At 72.5% G+C, this 20,817-nt stretch carries 19 protein-coding genes; 5 read left to right on the forward strand and 14 right to left on the reverse strand.

Translation table 11 applies throughout. The features are described 5' to 3' along the window. Positions 1-49: 49 nt before the first annotated feature. The 4 genes from ACQEVI_RS00610 to ACQEVI_RS00625 form a co-directional block, all read right to left on the reverse strand. Positions 50-574 (reverse strand): DoxX family protein, encoded by a 525-nt coding sequence (locus ACQEVI_RS00610; protein WP_432893606.1) that lies wholly within the window; start codon positions 572-574, stop codon positions 50-52. 106 nt (positions 575-680) lie between these two features. Then, the gene (locus ACQEVI_RS00615) at positions 681-1,619 is read right to left on the reverse strand and encodes an ABC transporter permease subunit (protein WP_432893608.1); all 939 of its coding nucleotides are present in this window, start codon (positions 1,617-1,619) and stop codon (positions 681-683) included. Then, on the reverse strand, positions 1,616-2,635 hold the full coding sequence (locus ACQEVI_RS00620) for an ABC transporter ATP-binding protein (RefSeq protein WP_432893611.1): 1,020 nt from the start codon (positions 2,633-2,635) through the stop codon (positions 1,616-1,618). The genes ACQEVI_RS00615 and ACQEVI_RS00620 overlap by 4 nt, the downstream gene beginning before the upstream one ends. Then, positions 2,632-3,735 (reverse strand): LolA family protein, encoded by a 1,104-nt coding sequence (locus ACQEVI_RS00625; RefSeq protein WP_432893614.1) that lies wholly within the window; start codon positions 3,733-3,735, stop codon positions 2,632-2,634. Before ACQEVI_RS00625 ends, ACQEVI_RS00620 begins: the two co-directional genes overlap by 4 nt. Positions 3,736-3,898: 163 nt before the next feature. Here ACQEVI_RS00625 and ACQEVI_RS00630 point away from each other — a divergent pair, with 163 nt between their 5' ends. Together ACQEVI_RS00630 and ACQEVI_RS00635 are read left to right on the forward strand one after the other, a co-directional pair. Continuing rightward, positions 3,899-4,582: a response regulator transcription factor gene (locus ACQEVI_RS00630; protein ID WP_432893617.1), complete on the forward strand. Its 684-nt coding sequence runs from the start codon at positions 3,899-3,901 to the stop codon at positions 4,580-4,582. Continuing rightward, positions 4,582-5,913: a sensor histidine kinase gene (locus ACQEVI_RS00635; RefSeq protein WP_432893620.1), complete on the forward strand. Its 1,332-nt coding sequence runs from the start codon at positions 4,582-4,584 to the stop codon at positions 5,911-5,913. Before ACQEVI_RS00630 ends, ACQEVI_RS00635 begins: the two co-directional genes overlap by 1 nt. A 12-nt stretch (positions 5,914-5,925) precedes the next feature. Here ACQEVI_RS00635 and ACQEVI_RS00640 read toward each other — a convergent pair whose 3' ends face one another. Then, on the reverse strand, positions 5,926-6,531 hold the full coding sequence (locus tag ACQEVI_RS00640; protein ID WP_432893623.1) for a TetR family transcriptional regulator: 606 nt from the start codon (positions 6,529-6,531) through the stop codon (positions 5,926-5,928). A 121-nt stretch (positions 6,532-6,652) separates the two neighbouring features. On the opposite strand from ACQEVI_RS00640, the gene ACQEVI_RS00645 reads away from it, so the two are divergent. Then, on the forward strand, positions 6,653-8,056 hold the full coding sequence (locus tag ACQEVI_RS00645) for an FAD-dependent monooxygenase (protein ID WP_432893626.1): 1,404 nt from the start codon (positions 6,653-6,655) through the stop codon (positions 8,054-8,056). Here the strand turns inward: ACQEVI_RS00645 and ACQEVI_RS00650 are convergent. The 8 genes from ACQEVI_RS00650 to ACQEVI_RS00685 form a co-directional block, all read right to left on the reverse strand. Further along, complete coding sequence (locus tag ACQEVI_RS00650) at positions 8,050-8,658, reverse strand: DUF4190 domain-containing protein (protein WP_432893629.1); 609 nt, start codon at positions 8,656-8,658, stop codon at positions 8,050-8,052. The two genes, ACQEVI_RS00645 and ACQEVI_RS00650, sit on opposite strands and share 7 nt — an antisense overlap. Before the next feature lie 64 nt (positions 8,659-8,722). Continuing rightward, entirely contained in the window at positions 8,723-9,211 is a 489-nt protein-coding gene (locus ACQEVI_RS00655; protein WP_432893632.1) for a DUF4190 domain-containing protein, read from the reverse strand. 124 nt (positions 9,212-9,335) lie between these two features. After that, positions 9,336-9,923 (reverse strand): DUF4190 domain-containing protein, encoded by a 588-nt coding sequence (locus tag ACQEVI_RS00660; protein ID WP_432893635.1) that lies wholly within the window; start codon positions 9,921-9,923, stop codon positions 9,336-9,338. Between the two features lie 140 nt (positions 9,924-10,063). Further along, positions 10,064-10,624 (reverse strand): DUF4190 domain-containing protein, encoded by a 561-nt coding sequence (locus tag ACQEVI_RS00665; RefSeq protein ID WP_432893638.1) that lies wholly within the window; start codon positions 10,622-10,624, stop codon positions 10,064-10,066. 195 nt (positions 10,625-10,819) lie between these two features. Next, on the reverse strand, positions 10,820-12,610 hold the full coding sequence (aspS, locus tag ACQEVI_RS00670) for an aspartate--tRNA ligase (RefSeq protein WP_432893641.1): 1,791 nt from the start codon (positions 12,608-12,610) through the stop codon (positions 10,820-10,822). Between the two features lie 90 nt (positions 12,611-12,700). After that, the gene (locus ACQEVI_RS00675; protein WP_432893644.1) at positions 12,701-14,446 is read right to left on the reverse strand and encodes an insulinase family protein; all 1,746 of its coding nucleotides are present in this window, start codon (positions 14,444-14,446) and stop codon (positions 12,701-12,703) included. Continuing rightward, complete coding sequence (locus ACQEVI_RS00680) at positions 14,443-16,182, reverse strand: hypothetical protein (RefSeq protein ID WP_432893647.1); 1,740 nt, start codon at positions 16,180-16,182, stop codon at positions 14,443-14,445. The genes ACQEVI_RS00675 and ACQEVI_RS00680 overlap by 4 nt, the downstream gene beginning before the upstream one ends. Further along, positions 16,179-17,159: a hypothetical protein gene (locus ACQEVI_RS00685; protein WP_432893650.1), complete on the reverse strand. Its 981-nt coding sequence runs from the start codon at positions 17,157-17,159 to the stop codon at positions 16,179-16,181. Before ACQEVI_RS00685 ends, ACQEVI_RS00680 begins: the two co-directional genes overlap by 4 nt. Before the next feature lie 180 nt (positions 17,160-17,339). Between ACQEVI_RS00685 and ACQEVI_RS00690 the strand changes: the two genes are divergently transcribed. Next, positions 17,340-17,810 (forward strand): PPOX class F420-dependent oxidoreductase, encoded by a 471-nt coding sequence (locus ACQEVI_RS00690; RefSeq protein ID WP_432893652.1) that lies wholly within the window; start codon positions 17,340-17,342, stop codon positions 17,808-17,810. A 43-nt stretch (positions 17,811-17,853) separates the two neighbouring features. Then, positions 17,854-19,068 carry a pyridoxal phosphate-dependent aminotransferase gene (locus ACQEVI_RS00695; protein ID WP_432893655.1) on the forward strand — a complete coding sequence of 405 codons (1,215 nt, stop codon included), beginning with the start codon at positions 17,854-17,856 and terminating at the stop codon, positions 19,066-19,068. A gap of 91 nt (positions 19,069-19,159) precedes the next feature. Here the strand turns inward: ACQEVI_RS00695 and ACQEVI_RS00700 are convergent, their stop codons facing one another. Next, on the reverse strand, positions 19,160-20,788 hold the full coding sequence (locus tag ACQEVI_RS00700) for an alpha/beta fold hydrolase (protein WP_432893658.1): 1,629 nt from the start codon (positions 20,786-20,788) through the stop codon (positions 19,160-19,162). Positions 20,789-20,817 lie beyond the last annotated feature (29 nt).

Genomic DNA, 20,817 nt, shown 5'->3' on the forward strand with positions numbered 1-20,817 from the left:
ACGTGATTCACGGCGCCCTTGCCGCGCACCACGGTGCGCCCCGACGAGATCAGCGTCCGGTCAGGACCGCCCAGCGGATGCGCTCGCTGCGCAGGAACAGTGCGGCCCAGACGCCGACGGCGTACAGGACCGGCATGAACGTGTGCTCCGCCGTGTCCTCCAGCCGGATGTGCGCGGCCACGGCGCCGCCCAGGTAGGCGGTCAGCAGCAGCCCGCCGAGGAACGCCGTCCACGGCACGACGTAGAGCACCACCGCCGCGGCCTGCAGCACCCCGATGAGCAGGACGGCGGACGCCGGGTACCCGATGGCCTCGAACATGCCGACGGACCGCTCGGACTCGGTGAGCTGGCCCCACGCACCCTGGCCGAGGTTCACGGCGATCACGAGCGTGACCAGCCAGCCGAGCACGGGTGCGGCCCGTCCGGCGAACGCCCCCCAGCCGCGCGCTCCGGTGGTGTTCTCGGCAGGGGCCGGTTCGGTCTCCCGGGCCGGGGCCCGCGTGGCGGCGTGTGCGGCTGAGCGTGGTGCGGCGGGTCCGACGGCCTCGGTGGGGCCTTGAGCATCGATGGTCATGTCGTGGTCTCCGTCTCGTGCGACGTCAGCGGCGCGGTCGAGGGAAACCTAGGGCGCGGGCATCGCCGCAGGACACGGCACTAAACGTTTAAGGGATGAAACTCGCTCAGCCGTCCCTGGTCGTGAGACGGGCGTAGGCCAGCGAGACACCGATCACGAGGTAGCACCCCGCCCGGAACGCTCCCTCGGCCAGACCATCGAACGACACGGGGTCGCGGATCAGGTCGACCAGGCTGGCGAGCGACGACGGGAGCAGGTACGGGTGCAGCCAGTCCAGCGCCGAGATCTGCAGCAGCACGACGGACACGATCAGCCCGCCGAGCACGCCCACCACCACGACCATCGGGTGCTCCGTGGACGCCGAGATCGCGAGCGCCACGGCTCCGACCGCCATCAGGTAGAGCGTCGCCCAGGCGACGGCGACGCCCAGCCGCCACAGCACGTCGGTGATCGACAGCCCGGTTCCGGACATCGACACCAGGCCGTCGGTTCCCGCGAGGAGCAGCCCTGTGACCAGGCCGGACGCGACGACGACGCCGGAAGCGACCAGTGCGACGACGAGCACGCCCACCGCCTTGACGAACAGCAGGCGCCCGCGGGAGACGGGGGCGAGCAGCCAGCCGCGCAGCGTGCCGTGGGACTGCTCGCCGGCCAGCGCGTCGCCGCTCGCCATCGCCACGGTGAGCGGCAGCATGAGCATCAGCAGCGTCATGAGCGAACCGAGCGGCAGCACGAACGCGCTGGTGGCCATGGTCACGAAGATCGGTGGGCCGCCGTCGGACGCGCCGGGACCGGCGCCCACGGGGCCGGCGTCGACGGGGGCGCCGCCCCCGAGCGTCAGGTCGACGGCGATACCGGTGATCACCGGGAGCGCGGCGAGCAGGGCCAGCACCACGAGGGTGCGCGGACGCCGGAAGATCCACCGCACCTCGGCCCGCAGCAGGCGCCCGAGCGGGGCGCGCCGCCGGCCGGCAGGCAGGCCGGGGGCGACGACGCCCGGCGCGGTCGCCGGGCCGTGGGCGGTCGACATGGTCTCGGCGGTCATCGCGCCACCCCCGGTTCCTCGGCGTCGAGCTCGCCGACCAGGTCGCCGACGTCGTGCGTGAGCCGCGCGAAGGCCTCCTCCAGGCCGGTGCGCTCGCGCCGCGCCTCGTCCACGCGTGCGCCGCCGCGCACCAGCGTCTCGATCACCGTCGCGGGCCGGGTCGTCGTGATGTCCACGCGGACGCCGCCCGGCGCGAGCCGGGCGGGGATCCGGTGGTCCCGCAGGGTGTCCACCGCTGCCGCGCCGTCGGGCGTGGACACGAGCAGCGTCGGGCTGCCGGACTCCAGCAGGTCGTCCAGCGCGCCCTGCGCCACCACCACCCCGGCGTTCAGCACCACCACATGCGTGCACGTGGCCTCGACCTCGGCCAGGAGGTGGGACGACACGAGCACCGTCACGCCGCGGTCGTGCAGCTCGGCGATGATCCGGCGGACCTCCTGCGTACCGGCCGGGTCCAGGCCGTTCGTCGGTTCGTCCAGCACGACGAGCCGGCGCGGCGCGAGCAGCGCCGAGGCGAGCCCGAGGCGCTGCTTCATGCCCAGCGAGTACGCACGGTACTTCTTCCTCGCCGCTCCCCCGAGGCCCACACGCTCCAGGGCCGTCGACACCGCGCCGTCCAGGTCTCCCCCGGCCAGCAGCGGCTCGGCGGCGGCGAACCGCAGCAGGTTCTCCCGGCCGGACAGGAACGGGTGGAAGCCCGGTCCCTCCACCAGGGCTCCGACGTGCGGGAGCACCTGGTCGGCGGACCCGGGCACCGGCACGCCCAGCAGCTCGATCTCGCCCTCGGTCGGCTGGACCAGGCCGAGCAGCATCCGGATGGTCGTCGTCTTGCCGGAGCCGTTCGGCCCGAGCATCCCGACCACTGCACCCTCGGGGACCTCCAGGTCGACGCCGTCCACGGCGACCGTTCCGCGGTAGACCTTGCGCAGCCCCCTGGTGCGGGCCGCGAGCGCGGTGCCGGAGCCGCTCGCGGCCTCCGGCACCGTCGTCGCTTCGGCGGCGCGCGCCTGCGTCACTGCCGGACCGTGTCGTCGAGCGAGTCGAGGGCGTCGACGAGCATCTGCCGGGGCACCGCACCGGCCGCGACCCGGCCGTCGTCGGTGAGGACGACGCCGCCGACGGTGATCTGTACGTGCGTCCCGGAGCCGAACTCGCCGGACACCGACGTGCCGATCTGCTGCAGCATCCCGTCGAGGTCCTGACCGCCCTGCGGGCCACCCTCGAACGAGCCTGCGGACGGCGCCTCGGCGGGCACCTCGCCGACCACCACGGTGTCCCAGCCGTCGCCGACCACCGTCGTGCGCTCCTCGACGGCGCCCTCGCCCCCGGCGTCGCGGAGCGCGCCCGCGGCGTCGTCCGCCTCGGTGGTCTCGACCTCCGCGCCCTCCGGCGGTGTGAACTCGAACAGGTCAGCGTCCTGCGCACCGAGCTCCAGCTCGACGAAGCCGAGCGACAGGACGGGATCGGACGTGCCGTTGGCGAAGACGTCGAACCGCAGCGGGATCCGCGTCTCCGCGTCGATCGCCACGGTGATCTCCCGCAGGAGCGTCTTCTCGGACGGCTTCGGCGTCAGCACCAGCTCGTACGCCGCACGGTCGGCGACCTGCGCGGTGCCGTCCACGAAGATGTCGCTGGTCGGGCGAAGGTGCTCGATGATCTCGGCCGCGGCCTGGGACGGGTCGGCCAGCTCGGCCTCCGCGTGCCCCCGCGCGGCGTCGGCGTCGGCCGCGTCCCAGGTGAGAGCCTTGGCCGTGCGCTCCTGCGAGTCGTAGGCCCACGCCTCCTCGGCGTTCTTGACGAACGTCAGCTCGGACGCCTGCCGCTCGACCTGGACCCGGGCGCCCTCCGCGCCGTCGTGGAACACGCGCACCGTCTCGAAGTCGAGCGCCTCCGTCCCGGGTACGGCGGGCAGCCCGAGCTCGTTCGTCAGCTCGGCGACTCCTGCGAACGCCGGCGCCTCGGCCGCGAGCGCAGAGGCGACCAGCTCCTCGGCGCTGATCTCCGGCAGCACGGGCTCGTCGTCCGCACCCGCGGGCAGGGTGCTCAGCGCGAGGCCGGCGAGCCCCACGGTGATTCCCGATCCCGCGGCGACCAATGCTTTCGTCCTGGGCCTCATGTCCGGCTCCTTCGCTCTTCGACCAGTGTGCGCTACCGACATGCGCTGTCGATACCGTCAACGATGCCCTCTGCCTGCTGAGACCTTCCTCAGGGAGCGGCCGCATGTGGTGACCTCGTGCGGGAGGCTCCGGCAGGGCCTGCGATACGGCATGCTGGCAGGCATGAGGCCGCAGATCCTCGTGGTCGACGACGAGCCGGGCGTCCGCAAGGCGCTCGACCGCGGCCTGCGCGCGGAGGGCATGGACGTCACGGTCGCCGCGGACGGACCGACGGCACTGCGGCTGGCCCGCACCGGGTCGTACGACGCGATCCTGCTGGACATCATGCTTCCCGGGTTGTCCGGGTACCGCGTGCTGCAGGAGCTGCGGTCCGACGGCGTCGCGACGCCCGTGCTGCTCGTCTCCGCGAAGGACGGCGAGGTGGACCAGGCCGACGGCCTGGACCTCGGGGCCGACGGCTACGTGGTCAAGCCGTTCTCCTTCGTGGTGCTCCTCGCCCAGCTGCGCGCCACCCTGCGCCGGGCGGCGGCGGGAACGGCGCGGGACCGGATCCGGCTCGGGCCGCTGACGATCGACCGGGAGGCGCGCACGGCGCGGTACGACTCCGTCGACGTCCCCCTGAGCCCGCGCGAGTACGCGCTGCTGGAGGCCCTGGCCCTGCGGGCCGGGACCGTGCGGACCAAGGAGGAGCTGCTGCACGAGGTGTGGGGCGACGAGTGGGCGGCGACCAGGAACGTCGTGGAGGTGTACGTCGGCTACCTGCGCCGCAAGCTGTCCGCGGCGGGCGCCGACGACCTGGTCCGGACCGTGCGGGGGCGCGGGTACCAGCTCGGCGAGCCGCGCTAGTGCGCGGCCCGACAGGTGGGCGCTGGGCGGGCACGTCCTTGCGCCTGCGGATCACTGCCCTCGTCACGGCGGTCACCCTGGCCTGCCTGCTCGGCCTCGCGACGGTCGCCGGCCGGGGCCTGGGGCCGCTGCTGACGGACGCGGTGGACGACGAGCTCCAGGAGGCGCTGAGCGGCGCCGCGCGCTCCGTGGCCGCGGGCGGCGCACCCGCGGCGCCCGACGGCCTGGAGATCCGGGTCCTGGACACCGCGGGCAGCCCTGTCGACGGCGGCGCACCGCCGAGCCTGGCGCGCGACGAGGTGCGCAGCCTGAAGGCCGGCACGCCGACCACCGCGGACGGCCGGGGGCCGGTCCGCTGGCACGGCGCCGTCGTCACCGCCCCGGACGGCAGCCAGCGGCTCGTGGTCGTCGGGGCGGGACTCGTGGGGCAGCGTGCCGCCGAGGCCTCGGGCAGCCGCTGGCTGCTGGTGACGGCGCTCGTCGGGACGGCCGTCGCGGGGGTGGCCATCTGGTTCGCCGTCGGGTCGGCGCTGCGCCCGGTCGCGCGGATGCGCCGGTCCGTCCGCGGCCTCGCACCCGGTGAACGCGTGGCGGTGCCCGACGCCGCGGCCGGCGAGCTGCGCGCTCTGGCCGACGACTTCAACGCCCTCCTGGACCAGCAGGACGCCACGGCGGAACGCCTGCGGCGGTTCACCGGTGACGCCGCGCACGAGCTGCGGTCCCCCGTGGCGTCCATCCGCCTGCAGTCGGAGGTCGCGGTGGCCAACCCCGACCCGGAGCTCTCGCACGAGGTGCATGCCGACGTCCTCGCCGACGCCGAGCGGCTCTCTGCGCTGCTCGACGGGCTGCTGGTGCTCGCCCGCTCGGACGCCGGCGAGCTCCCGCCGTCCGAGACCGTCGACCTGGTGGGCGAGGTGCGCGCCGCGGTGGGGCGTGCCGGGGAGCAGCCGGTGCCGCTGGTGGTCAACGCCATGACCGGCCAGGCCTGGGCGGCCGCTGCGCACACCGAGGTCGAGCTCGTCCTCGACAACCTGCTGCGCAACGCCTGCCGGTACACCCGGACGCGCGTGGTGGTGTCGGTGCTCGCGAGCCGGTCCACCGTCCGCGTGCTGGTCGACGACGACGGGCCGGGCGTCCGGCCGGAGCACCGGTCGAAGATCTTCGACCGGTTCTACCGGGTCGCCGACGACCGCGCCCGCGCCTCCGGCGGCGCCGGGCTCGGCCTGGCGCTGGTCGCCGAGCTCGTCCGCCGCCGGGGCGGCCGGGTCGCGGTCGGCGAGTCGCCGGACGGCGGCGCCAGGTTCACCGTCGTCTGGCCCCGGGCGGTCTGAGCCGCCGGCCCATCACGGCGCCTCCGCCGTGATGTACCGCTGCACGGTGGGCGCGAGCCAGGCGACGACGTCCTCACGGGACATGTCCGCGGCCGGACCGAACTTCAGCACGTACCGCACCAGCGCCATGCCGAGCACCTGCGCGGCCACGAGCGCGGCGCGACGTTCGGCGTCCGCCGGGTCGGGCACGAACGCCCGCGCGGCCGGCACGAGCTGGGTGCCGAACACCTGGCGCAGGCGCTCCGAGCCGGACTCGTTGGTCACGCCCACGCGCAGGAGGGTCCGCAGCACGGTGTCCCGCTCCCACAGCTCGAGGAAGTGCGTGACCAGGACGACGCCCAGCCGGTCCGGGTCGATCTCGCTGAGGTCCGGGAAGTCGAGCTCGACGTCGATCACCGCGGCGAACAGGCCCTCCTTGGAGCCGTAGTAGCGCATGACCATGGAGGGGTCGATCCCGGCGTCGCGGGCGATGGCGCGCACCGTCGCGCGTTCGTACCCGTCGGCCGCGAAGCGCTCCTTCGCCGCGTCCAGGATCGCGGCGCGGGTCGTGTCGGACCGGCGCGGGGCTGCAGAACCGGTCAGGCCACCTGCCATGCCACCTTTCATGTCACCTTTCATGTCAACAACTGTAGGCCAACATCTGTTGACGTCCAGCATCACGCTGGCTACGGTTGTCAACAAGCGTTGGCAAACAACCGTTGGCTGAACAACCGTTGGCCAGACAGCCGAGGAGGACATCATGGACACGGACGTCATAGTCGTCGGAGCAGGGCCTACCGGCCTCCTGCTCGCCGGAGACCTCGCCACCGCGGGAGCCCGCGTCACCGTGCTGGAGAAGCGTCCGGCCGGGCTGAGCAACCTCACCCGGGCGTTCGCGGTGCACGCCCGCAGCCTGGAGGTGCTCGACGCGCGGGGGCTCGCGGACGAGCTCGTCACCAAGGGGCAGCCGGTCCGGGCCATCCGGCTCTTCCAGCGGCTCACCGTCAGCCTGGCGGACCTGCCCTCCCGGTTCCGGTACGTGCTCGTGGCGCCCCAGTACGAGGTGGAGCGCCTGCTGCGCCGTCGGGCCGAGGAGGCGGGCGCGGTGTTCCGCCACGACACCGAGGTCACGTCCCTCGCCCAGGACGGCGAGGGGGTCACCGTGACGGCGGCGGACGGCTCGCAGCTGCGGGCCAGGTACCTCGTCGGGACCGACGGCGCCCGCTCGACGGTACGGAGCGCGGTAGGCATCCCGTTCCCCGGCAAGGCCGTCATCCGGTCGATGGTCCTGGCCGACGTCCGGCTGGCCCGCAAGCCCGCCGACACCCTGACCGTCGCGGCGGCGAACGACTCGCTCGGCTTCATCGCCCCCTTCGGCGACGGCTGGTACCGGTTCATCGGCTGGCAGGGCGACCGCTCCGTGAGCGAGGACGAGCCCGTCGACCTCGACGAGGTGCGCTCCATCGCCCGCGCCACCCTCGGCGACGACTTCGGCATGAGCGAGCCGCGCTTCCTGTCCCGCTTCCACTCGGACGAGCGGCAGGCCCCGACCTACCGCAAGGGCCGCGTCCTCCTGGCCGGCGACGCCGCGCACGTCCACAGCCCCGCCGGCGGCCTCGGCATGAACACGGGTATGCAGGACGCCGCGAACCTCGGCTGGAAGCTCGCCGCCGCCCTGCGGCTGCCCGACGACGCGGCGGCCGCCGTCCTCGACAGCTACGAGGGCGAGCGGTACCCCGTCGGCAAGCAGGTCCTCCGCGCGAGCGGCGGGATCCTGCGGGCCGCGACCAGCCGCGGCCCGCTCGCGACGCTGGCCGGCACCGTCGGCGTCGGCATCGTGTCGCGGGCCGCGCCGATCCGGCGGCGGGCGGCGGGCTTCATCTCCGCGGTGAGCATCGCCTACCCGCGGCCGCGCGGGGCGCACCCGCTGGTCGGGACGCGGGCCCGCGACCTGCCGCTGGAGGGCGGCTCACGCCTCGCCGAGGCGCTGCGCGCGGGCCGGTTCGTCCTGGTCGCCCCCGCGGGTGCGCCGACGCCGGACCTGCCCGGCGCACCCGGCGAGGTGGATCCCGCCGAGCGCGTGGTGACCCGGCGGGCCGACGGCGGCGCCACCACCCTGCTGGTCCGCCCCGACGGTTACGTCGCGGCGGCCAGGGGTCAGTAGTCCGAGTAGGAGCCGTTGAAGCCCTCCCGGAACTCCGGGATGGTGAACAGGATCGCGAGGCCGATGCCGCCGAGAACCGTCAGCCCGATGGTGACCCAGCCGGTGATGATGCCGCCCAGAGCCAGACCGGGGTTGTCGGCGAGGCCCTCCTTGTTGGCCTTGCGGCTCATGTACCCCGTGATGAGCGCGGGGATGGCCGCGAGGAAGCCGACGAAGCAGGTGAACAGCATGAAGATGCTGAGGATGCCCAGCACGAGCGACCACACGCCGAGCGCGTTCTTCTCGGCGGGGGCGGCGTACCCGTAGGGAGCTCCGTACTGCCCCTCGTGAGGCTGGTACGGCCCGGGCGAGCCGGCTTGCTGGTACGGCCCCTGCTGGTACGGCTGCTGGCCGGCCTGCTGGTACGGCTGCTGATAGGGCTGCTGCTGCACGGCAGGCCCGGACTGGTACGGCTGGGGCGGCACGGGCTGCTGCAGGTCCGGGTACGGCTGCCCGTACGGGGGCGGTACCGCTGCCTGGTCCGGCGCGGGTGCCGGGTCAGCGCCCGGGGTGTTTCCCTGCGGCGGGTCGTACGGGGACTTCCACTCGTCCGGCTGGGTCATGCTCGTACCTTCCGTGTGCGGGGTTCCAGGGCGCTGTGCTCCGTAGCGAGCGATCTGATCGGACTCATGTCTGGGAGACCGTGAGCGCCGCTCCGAGGAGCCCGACGAGCACGATGCCGACCCACATGAGTACCGCGGCGCCGACCAGGGCGATGTTGATCCAGCCGAGGATGAGTCCGGCCGTCGCAGTACCGGTGTTGTTCGCCAGGCCCTCCCGGATCGCCCTCCTGCTGGCGTTCCCGGTGGCGACCGCGACGATGCCGAGGACGAGCGGGCAGAGGATCCAGCTCAGGATGCCGGTCACCAGGGACCAGACACCCAGATCGTTCTTCGGCGGCTGGGGCGCGTAACCGTACTGCGGCGCGCCGTACTGGTACGGGACCTGACCCTGCGGCACGTACGGCTGCAGCTGTCCGGAGGGGTACTGCCCTGTCGGGTACTGGCCGGTCGGGTACTGCGCGGGCGGGTACGCCGGCTGGTCCACCGGCGGCTGCGGGACAGCCGGCTGGTTCGGCTGGTCGCGGGGGACGTACCCGTCGTCGGGCTGGGTCATCGGGGGGGGTGCCTTCCAGGCTCAGCCGTGCCACGCGGCGCGGACGCAAGACGACGAGTCAGCCCGCCGCGATCCCGAGAAGTTATCACCTCGGATGCGGCGGGCTGACAGGCTACGGGTGCTCTCAGTTGTTCTCGAGGTTCTCGAGCTCGTCCATGAGCTCCTGGAGCTCGGCGTCCATGGACGGGTCGATGGACGGGTCGACTCCCTGGTCCTCGAACTCCTGCTCCATCTGCTGCTGGAATTCCTCCTGGAACGCCGGGTCGTTGGCCGTCGTGGCCAGCGTGATCGCGCCGACGATGAGGAAGCCGTACACGACAGTGGTCCACGCGATGCCGACCCAGCCGGTGATGATGCCCACGAGGCCCATGGCGCCGTTGTCGGCCTGGCCCTCCTGCTGGGCCTTGCGGCTCTTGTGACCGGTGATGATCGCGGCGATACCCGTGAGCAGGCCACAGCCCAGCACGGCCAGGATGCCCAGCACGAGCGACCACACGCCGAGGCTGTTCTTCGGCAGCGGCGCGGCACCGTACGGCGCGGGCTGCCCACCCTGCGCGTAGACGGGCGCCTGCTCGTACTGCTGCTGATAAGGCTGCTGCTGGTTCGGCTGCTGCTCGTACGGCGCGGGCTGCCCGGGAACCGAGCCCGGCTGGCCCTGCTCCGGCTGCTGCGGCGGGTCGTACGGCGACTGGCCGCCGTCAGGCTGGGTCATCGTGCTGCCTTTCTGATTGCGTGGTGCCGGGGCTGAACCGGCGGAGAGGAGCCAAACCTACAGGTCGGAGGCCGTCCGGGGCACGTGAAACACACGACCCCGCACGGGGAGATCTGACCTGTTCCGGCGCGGGCCGGGGATCAGTAGCCGTAGCCGTTCATGTGGTTCACGTCGCTCCACCCACCGAACGCTCCGGCGAGCAGCCCGGCGCTCAGCAGGATGAAGAAGAGCACTATGCCGAGGATCGACAGCCCGACGTTGACCCAGCCCAGGATGACACCGGCAGTGGCCATGCCGCGGTTGTCCGCCAGGCCCTCGTCGGCGGCCCTGCGGCCCATGGTGCCCGTGATGATCGCGGCGACACCGAGCAGGATCGGGCACATCACGTAGCTGAGGATTCCGGTGACCAGCGACCAGACGGCCAGGTCGTTCTTCGGCGGCGAGGACGTGTACGCGTACTGCGGGGCGGCCGGGGCCGCTGGCTGCCCGCCGTACGCCGCAGGGGCGGCGGGCTGCTCGTAGGGCGCGGAAGCACCGCTCTGCTCGAAGGATTCCGTGCGCTCGAAGGTTTCCGTGCGGTCCGGGTCCGCCGGACCGGCCGGGGGCTCCGCGCCGGGCGACGACTCCGGCAGGGGCTGGGTGGGCTGCGTCCCCGGGTCCTGCTGAGGATCGCGTGGTGTGCCGCCTGCGTTCTCGGTCATGAGGCTACCTTCCAGGTCTGAGTCCTGGGGGCCGGGACCGGCGCCCCGGTTCCACCTAACCAGTGATGGAGTGGGCGCGCCCGGGAAACACGCGGGGCAGATGCGGTACCGGGTCCTCGGTCGCGACACGGCCGAGGCCCCGGCCGGAGAAGTTCTCCCGGCCGGGGCCTCGGTACCGCGGTCATGTACCTCGGGTCACGCCGTGGTGGCAGCCACCGGAACCGCGGCCTCGGGCTTGAAGTCCACGCCGGCCTCCTTGCGCTGCTCCGGCGTGATCGGCGCCGGGGCCGCCGTCAGCGGGTCGAAGCCGCCGCCCGACTTCGGGAACGCGATGACGTCGCGGATCGACGCCGACTTCGTCAGCAGGGCGACGATGCGGTCCCAGCCGAACGCGATGCCGCCGTGCGGCGGGGCGCCGAACGCGAAGGCGTCGAGCAGGAAGCCGAACTTCTCCTGCGCCTCCTCCTGCCCGATGCCCATCACCTCGAAGACGCGCTCCTGCACGTCACGGCGGTGGATACGGATCGAGCCGCCACCGATCTCGTTGCCGTTGCACACGATGTCGTAGGCGTAGGCCAGCGCCTCGCCCGGCGCCTCCTCGAACCTGTCGATCCACTCGGGGGTGGGCGACGTGAAGGCGTGGTGCACGGCCGTCCAGGCGGACGAGCCGAGGTCGACGTCGTCGTCCTCGCCGGCCGGCTTGAACAGCGGCGCGTCGACGATCCACACGAACGCCCAGGCGTCCTCGTCGATCTGGCCGGTCCGGTGCGCGATCTCGACGCGCGCGGCACCGAGCAGCGAGCGGGAGTCCGACGTCTTGCCGGCGGCGAAGAACACCGCGTCGCCCGGCTCGGCGCCGGTGACCTTCGCGAGGTTCGCCCGCTCGTCGTCGGACAGGTTCTTGGCGACCGGGCCGCCGAGCTCGCCGTCCTCCGAGAACGTCACGTACGCGAGGCCGCGCGCGCCGCGCTGCTTGGCCCACTCCTGCCACGCGTCGAACTGGCGACGGGGCTGGGACGCCCCGCCCTGCATGACGACGGCGCCCACGTACTCCGCCTGGAAGACGCGGAACGGCGTGTCGGCGAAGAAGTCGGTGAGCTCGACGATCGGGTTGCCGAAGCGCAGGTCCGGCTTGTCCGAGCCGTACAGGCGCATGGCCTCGTGGAACGTCATGCGCTGGATCGGCGTCGGGATCTCGACGTCGACCAGGGCCCACAGCGCCCGCAGGATCTGCTCCCCCAGGGCGATGACGTCGTCCTGGTCCACGAAGCTCATCTCGACGTCGAGCTGCGTGAACTCCGGCTGCCGGTCCGCGCGGAAGTCCTCGTCGCGGTAGCAGCGGGCGATCTGGTAGTAGCGCTCCATGCCGCTGACCATCAGGAGCTGCTTGAAGAGCTGCGGCGACTGCGGCAGGGCGTACCAGGAGCCGGGCGCCAGACGGGCCGGGACCAGGAAGTCGCGGGCGCCCTCCGGGGTGGACCGGGTGAGCGTCGGCGTCTCGATCTCGACGAAGTCCTGCGCGTCCAGCACGCGCCGCGCGGCCTGGTTCGCCTTGGAGCGCAGACGCAGCGCGGCGGCCGGGGCCGGCCGCCGCAGGTCGAGGTAGCGGTGCTTGAGCCGCGCCTCCTCGCCGATGACCTCGGTGTCCGCGAGCGCGGTGGAGACCTGGAACGGCAGCGGGGCGGACTCGTTGAGCGTGACGACCTCGGTCGCGACGACCTCGATCTCGCCCGTGGCCAGGTTGGGGTTGGCGTTGCCCTCGGGGCGGCGGCCGACCTCACCGGTCACCTGCAGCACGTACTCGGCGCGCAGCGGGTGGGCGATCTCCTCGTCCCGGATGACCACCTGGGCGATGCCCGATGCGTCACGCAGGTCGATGAACGCCACTCCTCCGTGGTCACGGCGGCGATCGACCCAGCCCGTGAGGGTGACGGTCTGGCCGATGTGCTCGGCTCGTAGCGAGCCGGCCGTGTTGGTGCGGAGCACTGAGAGGTCCTTCCAGCGTGGGGCGGTTTTTCGCCGGTCGTCGTCCATGCGGTCGTCCGACGGCGGGGCGCGGCGTGCGCCGTCGGAAGTCTAGTCGGTGGTACTCGGTTGCGGAGCCGGGCGGGTGAGGCCCCACATGCACAGCCGGGCCAGGCCTGCGGACGCGAGGCCCACGACCAGGGTCACGACGGGCTCCTGCCATCCCCGCTCCCCATCAGCCAGGCTGAAGAGCCAGCCGACGAGCGTGACCCCGCAGAAGAGGGCGCCGAGGAGCCCGACGAGCGCCCCCAGGGACAGCACGCATACCAGGACCAGCTCACGGAGCGCGCCGGACCTGCTGTCGAACGTACGGCTGAGACCGTTGTCCGCGGTCTCGCGCGCGGACCGCGCCTTGCGGACCTGCCGTACCCGATCCTGCCCAGGAGGCTCGGGCGACCGGGGCCGGGGAACCGGAATAACGAGCCCGTCGGGCAGACGCTCGTCGATGAGGCCGGGCAGGGCCGCAGCGTCGAGGTCCTCGTGGAGGGTCGGCTCGAACGGGACGCGTGCGCCGTCCAGGCCGATCAGGAGCCGACCACCGTCCGGGTACGCGAGGAGTGCCGCCGTCCGGTCGAAGCGGACGGTGGCGGTCGCCCGGCCGTCGCGGACCGTCGCCCCTTCCTCGCCGACCCAGACGGTCGCATCAGCGTCCACGCGCTCGAAGGCCGTCCCGGTGACGGAATCTCCGGCCCCGGGCGTCACCTCGACGAGGCCGGCCCAGCCCGAGCCGACGGGTGTCACCAGGAGTCCGGTGTCCCAGACCTGACGGGCGACCTCGACCACGTCCGCGGCGGTCACGTCGACGAGGGCCGCACGGCGTTCGGCGTGCGACGGGACCGGCATGCCCAACAGCGTGAGCACGGCGTTCTCGGAGAGCCACACGGCGTCCTGGTGCGGTTCGTCGTACACCGCCAGCAGGTGGCCGCGCGCGACCTCGAGCTCGTCGTCGGCCACCGCGTACCTCAACCGCCCCAGCGTGTCCAGGAACTCACCGGTGGCCTCCGCCGCCGTCTGCGGCCGCAGGCCGGCCGTGAGCTCGAACGAGGCCATCCGGCCGTCGAGCGACTCGACGGTGGCCTGTACGTCGTACGTCCATCCCTGCTCGTGGCGCAGGTTCTGGAAGACGGCCCGTCGCGCGACCTCCGCAAGCAGGCGCAGTGCGGGCTCGTCAGGGACGACGGACTCCCACCGCACACGGGTCCCGCCGGCGGGGGCCTCCGCGGGGAGCGTCGCCAGAGCCACCGGGAGCTCCGGCGCGACGAACGTCCGGTCGGCCGTGCCGGCTGGAAGCGGAAGCTCCAGCTCGTCGGTCATCTCGCCGGCGACCCATGCGACCGCGTTGGTTCCGGTGAACCTGTCCCGTGCCCAGGCCCGGATCTCGGTGTCGGTCACCCGGTGCAGCCCCGTCCGCTGATTCGGGCCGAGGCCGTAGCCGGACAGCCCGAACCTCCACGGCGGCACGGCGACTTCACCGGCGGCTGCCTCCTGGAGCACGCGGGTCTCTGTCCCACGGTGCTGGACCGGCAGGTCGGCCAGCGCACGCGCCAGTTCGCGGAGCGTGGCGCGCACCCGCTCCGGCGACCCGTTCACCCGCACCTGGGTGACGGCGGGGCCGACGGAGGCGGTCAGATCCAGCCCTGGCCGTTCGACCGCCCGCAGGGCGAGCGCCACCACGAGCGCCGTGGTCCCGCTGGTGGGCAGCGTCTCGTCGGCATGACCGACGCGAAAGGAAAGCCCGCCGGAGGTGCGGCCGGGGCTGTGCGCGATCAGCACCTGGGGTGCCGCTGTGGTCGTCATCGGGCGTTCCTCCCGTGCCGCTTGCGGACCAGGCTGACGGTGAGCCAGATGAGAATCACCAACGGGAGCAAGGCGCCGCCGGGCTCGCGGCCCAGGGCTTGGGTCAAGAGCCACCAGACGCCCTCGACGAGCGCTACTCCACCCACCCACAGGGCGATGACCAGGCCCACGGTCGTCGCGACCGCCCGCAGGCGGCCGGCTCTCACAGCGGCCCGGCGGGCGCTGTCGCCGTCGGCCTTCTCTGCTTCGGCCACAGGTATGTCGCCCGGCTCGCGGGCGGGCAGCCGCACGACGACACCGTCCGGCACGCGCGGGTCCACGTGCTCGGCGACGTCCGCACCGGTGAGGCCCTCGTACAGGGTGGGCTCGACGACCACCCGGAACCCGTCGGCGCCGGTGAGCGCGCGTGCACCGTCGGGCACACTCTCCAGGAGCACGCAGTCCGCGAAGCGGACGGTATGGCTACCTTCCGGCGTGACGAACGCGACGCCGTCGGCGCCGAGGACCAGCGAGACATCCGGTGCACCGGAGCGCCGGAAGACACGTCCCTCGATGTGCTCCGGTGACCAGGTCGGCACCGGGTCGATCCCTGCCCAGTCCAGGCCGGCCGATCCGTACCACAGTGCGCCCGTCCACAGCTCGCGTGCGGAGGCACGGACATCGTCCGCCGTGACGCGCTCGACCGTGGCGCGTATCTGCTCCGGCCCGTCCAGAGGACGACCGGCGACCATGCGGTAGGCCAGCGAGGGAAGGAGTTCCGCCGAGGGCACCGAGCTCATCTCGGCCAGCTCCTCGAGCACGCCCGCCCGGGCCGCCGCCAGGTCGTCGTCGGCGACGTGGAACCGGAGGCTGCTCAGCGCGTCGGCCACACCGCCGGCCACGGCGTCCTGGCGTCCCTCCGCGGCCTGCACCGCGACCGAGACGCGCGCGTGGTCGGCGTCCAGGGGGTCGTAGTCGACGTCGACGCTGCTCGCGATGTCGGCACGCGCACGCAGGTCACGGTGCAACAGCTCGCGGATCACCCGGGACGTGAGCCAGGCCGCGTCGCCGCGGGGCACCACAGCGTCGAGCGCGACGCCGTCCCGCAGTCCGGTCAGGTAGGCGGGGCTGTCCTGGAGCACGTCCGTGAGAACGGGTGGTGGCATTCGCCTGCCCGCGGGCAGCCTCAGGTCGAGTCCGTCCGGCAGGGTGTCCGAGGTGACCCAGGCGACGGCGTTCTCGCGGGTGAACCAGGTGGCTGCCCAGTCGAGCACCTCGTCGGTCGTGATCCGGTCGAGGCCTCGCTCGCCGTAGCCGGCAAGCCCGAAGCCTCGTGCACCATGCCGGTTGATCCGGAGACCAGCGCCGAACCCACGGCTCTTCCCGTCCGCCTCCGCCCTGAGGATGTCCTTCTCGGTCTCGGTGCGCTCCACCGGTAGCTCGCGCAGGGCAGCACAGACGTCGTTCAGGTACGTGATGACGTCGGTGGCCGAGCCTGCGACGTGGAAGAGGGTGACGTCCGTGTGTGTCTGGCCGTTCAGGTGCGCCTCGCTGAGCACCTGCCCGCGCAGGGCGAGATGCTCGATCAGGTGTGTGATGCCGGAGGTGGCGAGCGTCTCGTGCGCCGAGCCGACGCGGAAGACGATGCCGCCGCCGACGTTGCCGCCGCGGGGAGCGAGGAGTACCGGTACGCCGTCGGCCTCGGCGACGGTCACGCCGGGAAAGTGCTCCAGGCCGGGGAGCGTGCGGGCGGTCATGCCGGAGCACCCACGCGGCTGCCCGCCGTCTTCGCCGCCGCCTTGGCAGCCGCGTCCCGGCTCTTACGGTAGGCCGCCTCCGGGTCGGGGCGGTACTTCCACATCGCTTCGACCGGCGTCTCGCCAAGTGCCTCGAAGTGGGACCACGCATCGGCCGGGAGCTTGGCCAGGGTGTAGAAGAGAGCGAGGTTGGCGTGTGCGGTCGCTGTGCCCGCACCGCCGCGGTGATCGGGGTGCCACACGGAACGGGCGGCAGCCTCACGAACGGCGTCGACGGTCGCCGGCGGGACCGTCTTCGCGCCGTCGAGCCATCGCTCGATCGCCAGGTCCACCACCAGGAGCGGTCCGAGGGTGCCCGGGGCGGCCTCGGCGGCACACCTCTCGACGAACGCGGAGGCGTCTTCCCAGGAACCACTCCACTTCGGCACGATCTGCTGCAGGTACACGCGCTGGGCGGCGAACACCTGCGGGTCCAGGGCCGCGAGCCGGTCGTACCGGCGCCGCGCCTCGCCGTGCCCCAGCTGCAGGCCGCGCGCCGTCGTGATCCTGGCCTCCCAGGCCGGCACGTACTGGGGGTGCTCGGAGCAGACGTCGAACAGGATGCGTTCCGCCCGGCGCAGCCAGTCGTGGAACTGCTCGAACTGGCTCGCCGAGACGTGTTCCGCCCGCGCCCCGGTCCGGATCGCCCACGCGACCGCGATGTACCGGATCCCGAGCAGCGTGCGGGCGAGCGGTGTCCCGTCGTCGGCTGCCTCGATCGCCGTCGTGAAGGCGACGCGGTCGTGCTTCGTCGACCGGCCGGCGATCCCCCAGAGGGCCGCCACCACGTCGTCGTGCGGCGTGAGCCCACGAACGATCGAGAGCGCTGCCGCGACGTCACCGTCGTCACAGGCTGCTCGCAGCCTGGCACCGTCGGGCAGGAACGCCCACGAATCGAAGAAATCCGCGGCCGGCGCCGCGTCAGGTGTAGTAGCCATCTGGTGCCTGTCCGGGTGTTCGAGTGGATGTGGCGGTAGTCGCCCGACCGGAGATTACGGGGGCCGTGGAGCGCATCCGGACGGATCCGGTTGATTGCCCGGGTGAACTTGGCCGGGACCAGGACACCGAGCCCCGCCGGCGTCCGACCCCGGCGGGAGCCCTGGCGTAACCTGCTGCGCATGGCCAGGACCATCGCGACCAACACCACCGTGACCCGTGACGAGCTGCTGGAGTTCCTCCGTTCGCGACGCAACGGGATCCTCGTGACGAGCAGGGCCGACGGCGCCCCGCAGCTCAGCCCCGTCACCTACGGCGTGGACCCGCAGGGGCGCGTCGTCGTCTCGACGTACCCGGAGCGCGCCAAGGTGCGGAACCTGAAGGCGCGGCCCGCGGCGTCGTTCATGGCGCTGGGCGAGGACTTCGGCGACGCCTGGGTCCAGGTGGACGGCACCACCGAGGTCCTGGACGTCCCGGAGTCCGTCGAACCGCTCGTCGACTACTTCCGCGCCGCCGCGGGCAAGGAGCACCCCGACTGGGACGAGTACCGAGCGGCCATGGTCGAGCAGGGCAAGTCGATCGTGCGGATCACGATCGAGCGCTGGGGGCCGGTGGCGACGGGCGGGTTCCCCGCCCGCCTCGCCGAAGGGTGACGACGTTGCCCAGCCGTTCCGCACGGTCTGAGAACATGTGCTCGTGCGAGAGATCAAGCAGAGCCGCAAGCTGAAGTCCGTCCGCTACGACGTACGGGGTCCGATCCTCGAGGAGGCGTACCGGCTCGAGGCGGAGGGTCACAAGGTCCTCAAGCTGAACGTCGGCAACCCGGCGCCGTTCGGGTTCGAGGCGCCCGAGGCGATCCTGGCGGACATGATCCACCACCTGCCCGACGCACAGGGGTACAGCGACAGCCGGGGCATCTACTCGGCACGCACGGCGGTCGCGAACTACTACCAGACCCACGGCCTCGACACGCGCGTGGACGACGTCTTCATCGGCAACGGCGTCTCCGAGATGATCAGCCTGGTCCTGCAGGCCCTGATCGACGACGGCGACGAGGTGCTGATCCCCGCGCCGGACTACCCGCTGTGGACCGGGGCGGTGAGCCTGCAGGGCGGCAAGCCGGTGCACTACCTCTGCGACGAGTCCAACGGGTGGAACCCCGACCTGGAGAACATCGAGTCGCTGATCACGCCCGCCACCCGGGCGCTGGTGGTCATCAACCCGAACAACCCGACGGGCGCCGTCTACAGCGAGTCGACCGTCAAGGGCCTCGCGGAGCTGGCCCGCAAGCACGACCTGATCCTCCTGAGCGACGAGATCTACGAGAAGATCCTGTTCGACGGCGCCACGCACCACCACACCGCGACCTTCGCCGCCGACGACGTCCTGTGCATCACGTTCAGCGGCCTGTCGAAGGCGTACCGGGTCTGCGGCTACCGGTCCGGCTGGGCCATGATCTCCGGCCCCAAGCACCGGGCCAGGGACTTCCTCGAGGGCCTCACCCTCGTCGCGAACATGCGCATGTGCGCCAACGTGCCCGCACAGCACGCCATCCAGACGGCGCTGGGCGGCTACCAGTCGATCGAGCAGTTCATCGTGCCCGGCGGCCGGTTCTACGAGCAGTCGATGCTCGCCGACAAGCTGCTCAACGACATCCCGGGCGTCACGTCGGTGCGGCCACGCGGAGCGCTGTACTGCTTCCCGCGGCTGGATCCCGAGGTGTACCGGATCAAGGACGACGAGGCCTTCGTGATCGGGCTGCTGCGCGACAAGAAGATCCTGGTCACGCACGGCACCGGGTTCAACTGGCCGGAGCCCGACCACTTCCGGCTCGTGACGCTGCCCGACGTCGACGTCCTCACCGAGGCGATCGGCCGGATCGCCGAGCACCTGGAGACCCTGCGCGCCTGACGCCCGCTTCCGCGAGGTAGAGCGCCTGTCCGGGTCTCCCTGGCGACAACAGGGAGACCCGGACAGGCGCTCTACCTCGCGGAGACGACGGTCAGCCGGCCGGCGCGAACGGCACGAGGTCCTGCTGGCACACCGCGCCGTCGTCGGCCTCGAGCGTGACGAGGTACTGCGCGATCGCCGCGTCGGCGCAGTCGCTCCGGCCGATCGTCGTGTGCCCCCAGCCGTCGACGGTGAGCATCCGGGCGTCCGGCCACAGGGAGGCGTACGGCGCGGTGAAGTGGTAGCTCGTGGCCGGGTCGAACCGGGTCCCGATCACGAGCACCGGCTGCTGCGTCGTCTGCTCCCACGGGCCGGCGTAGGCGTCCTCGTCCTCGACGGGCACGAACTCGCACTGGATGCCGAGCCAGCCGCGGAACAGCCCGAAGTGCGGGTACTGCTCGTCGAGCGCCTCGACCTTGGCCGGGTAGGACGACACGCGGCCCGGGAAGTCGGCGTCCGCGCAGACGGGGCCGACCTGGCCACCGATGGACCGGTAGTCCTCCGAGATACCGAGGCGGCGCAGCAGCTCGCTGATCGACAGGCCAGAGCCCCGGGCGGCCTCGGCGCTCGTCGACGGGACCACGCCCGTCAGCACCGCGAGCTGCGCGACGAAGGCCGCCTGGCTCGTCCAGTCCGCCGAGTCCCACATCGTGAAGAACATCTGGCCCACCAGGTGGCCGTACCCGAACGTCATGGTCGTCCCTGGGCCAGTCGGGAGCTCGACGGGCTGCTCCTTCAGCGCCGCGTAGACACCCTCGACGACCTCGGCGGGGTCCCCCAGGGCGTTGAGCGCGCACCGCTCGCCCGCCTCGGTGCAGAGCCGCACGAACTCGGCGTAGGTCTCGCTGGCGCCCTCGGCCTGCCGGATCCGGTCGCCGAAGAGCTTGCCGTCCGCGTCTCCCGTCCACACCCGGGGGTCGAGCGTGCCGTCGAGCACCATCGCGCGCACGTTGTCCGGGAAGAGCGCTCCGTACGTCGCGCCGAGGACCGTGCCGTACGAGTAGCCCACGTAGGTGAGCGTGTCCTCGCCCAGGCGCTGCCGCAGCACGTCCAGGTCGCGGGCCACGTTGGCCGTCGACGCCGTCGCCAGGCGGTCGCCGCCGAAGATCGTGCAGCCCCTGGCGAGCGTCGCCGCCTCACGGACGAACCGGGCGTTCTCCGACTCGTCCTGCGGGAGGATCAGGCTCGACGCCATGAACGCCTGCTCGTCCTCCAGCGTCGGGAAGCACGTGACCGGATCGGACGTCCCGACGCCGCGCGGGTCGAAGCTGACGATGTCGAAGCGCTCGCGGACGGACGCGTCGAAGAGCCCCGCGCCGATCCCGTGCAGGGTCGCCACGCCGGGCCCGCCGGGTCCGCCGAAGTTGACCACCGCGCTGCCGATGCGGTTCTCCTGGTCCAGCGCGGGCAGGCGGGTCACCGCGACAGTGGTGGTGGGCCCCTGCGGCTCGTCGTAGTCGGAGGGCACCTCGATCGTGGCGCAGTCAAAGGCCGCGGCAGCCTCGTTCGCGCATGTGGTCCAGGGGATGTCAGCTGTAGTCGCCGCGGCTGACGGCGAGGTCTTGGTCGCTGACTGGGCGGGCACGGCGCCCACGGCCAGCAGCGAACCGACGAAGAGTACGGACAGGACTGGGGTGAGGGCCGCACGTGCTCGGCGCGACGCCGTCGAGCGCAAGATCATGCGCCGAGTGAAACAGGTGAATCAGGCAT

This window comes from Promicromonospora sp. CA-289599 (assembly GCF_050936155.1).
GTDB lineage: Bacteria > Actinomycetota > Actinomycetes > Actinomycetales > Cellulomonadaceae > Promicromonospora.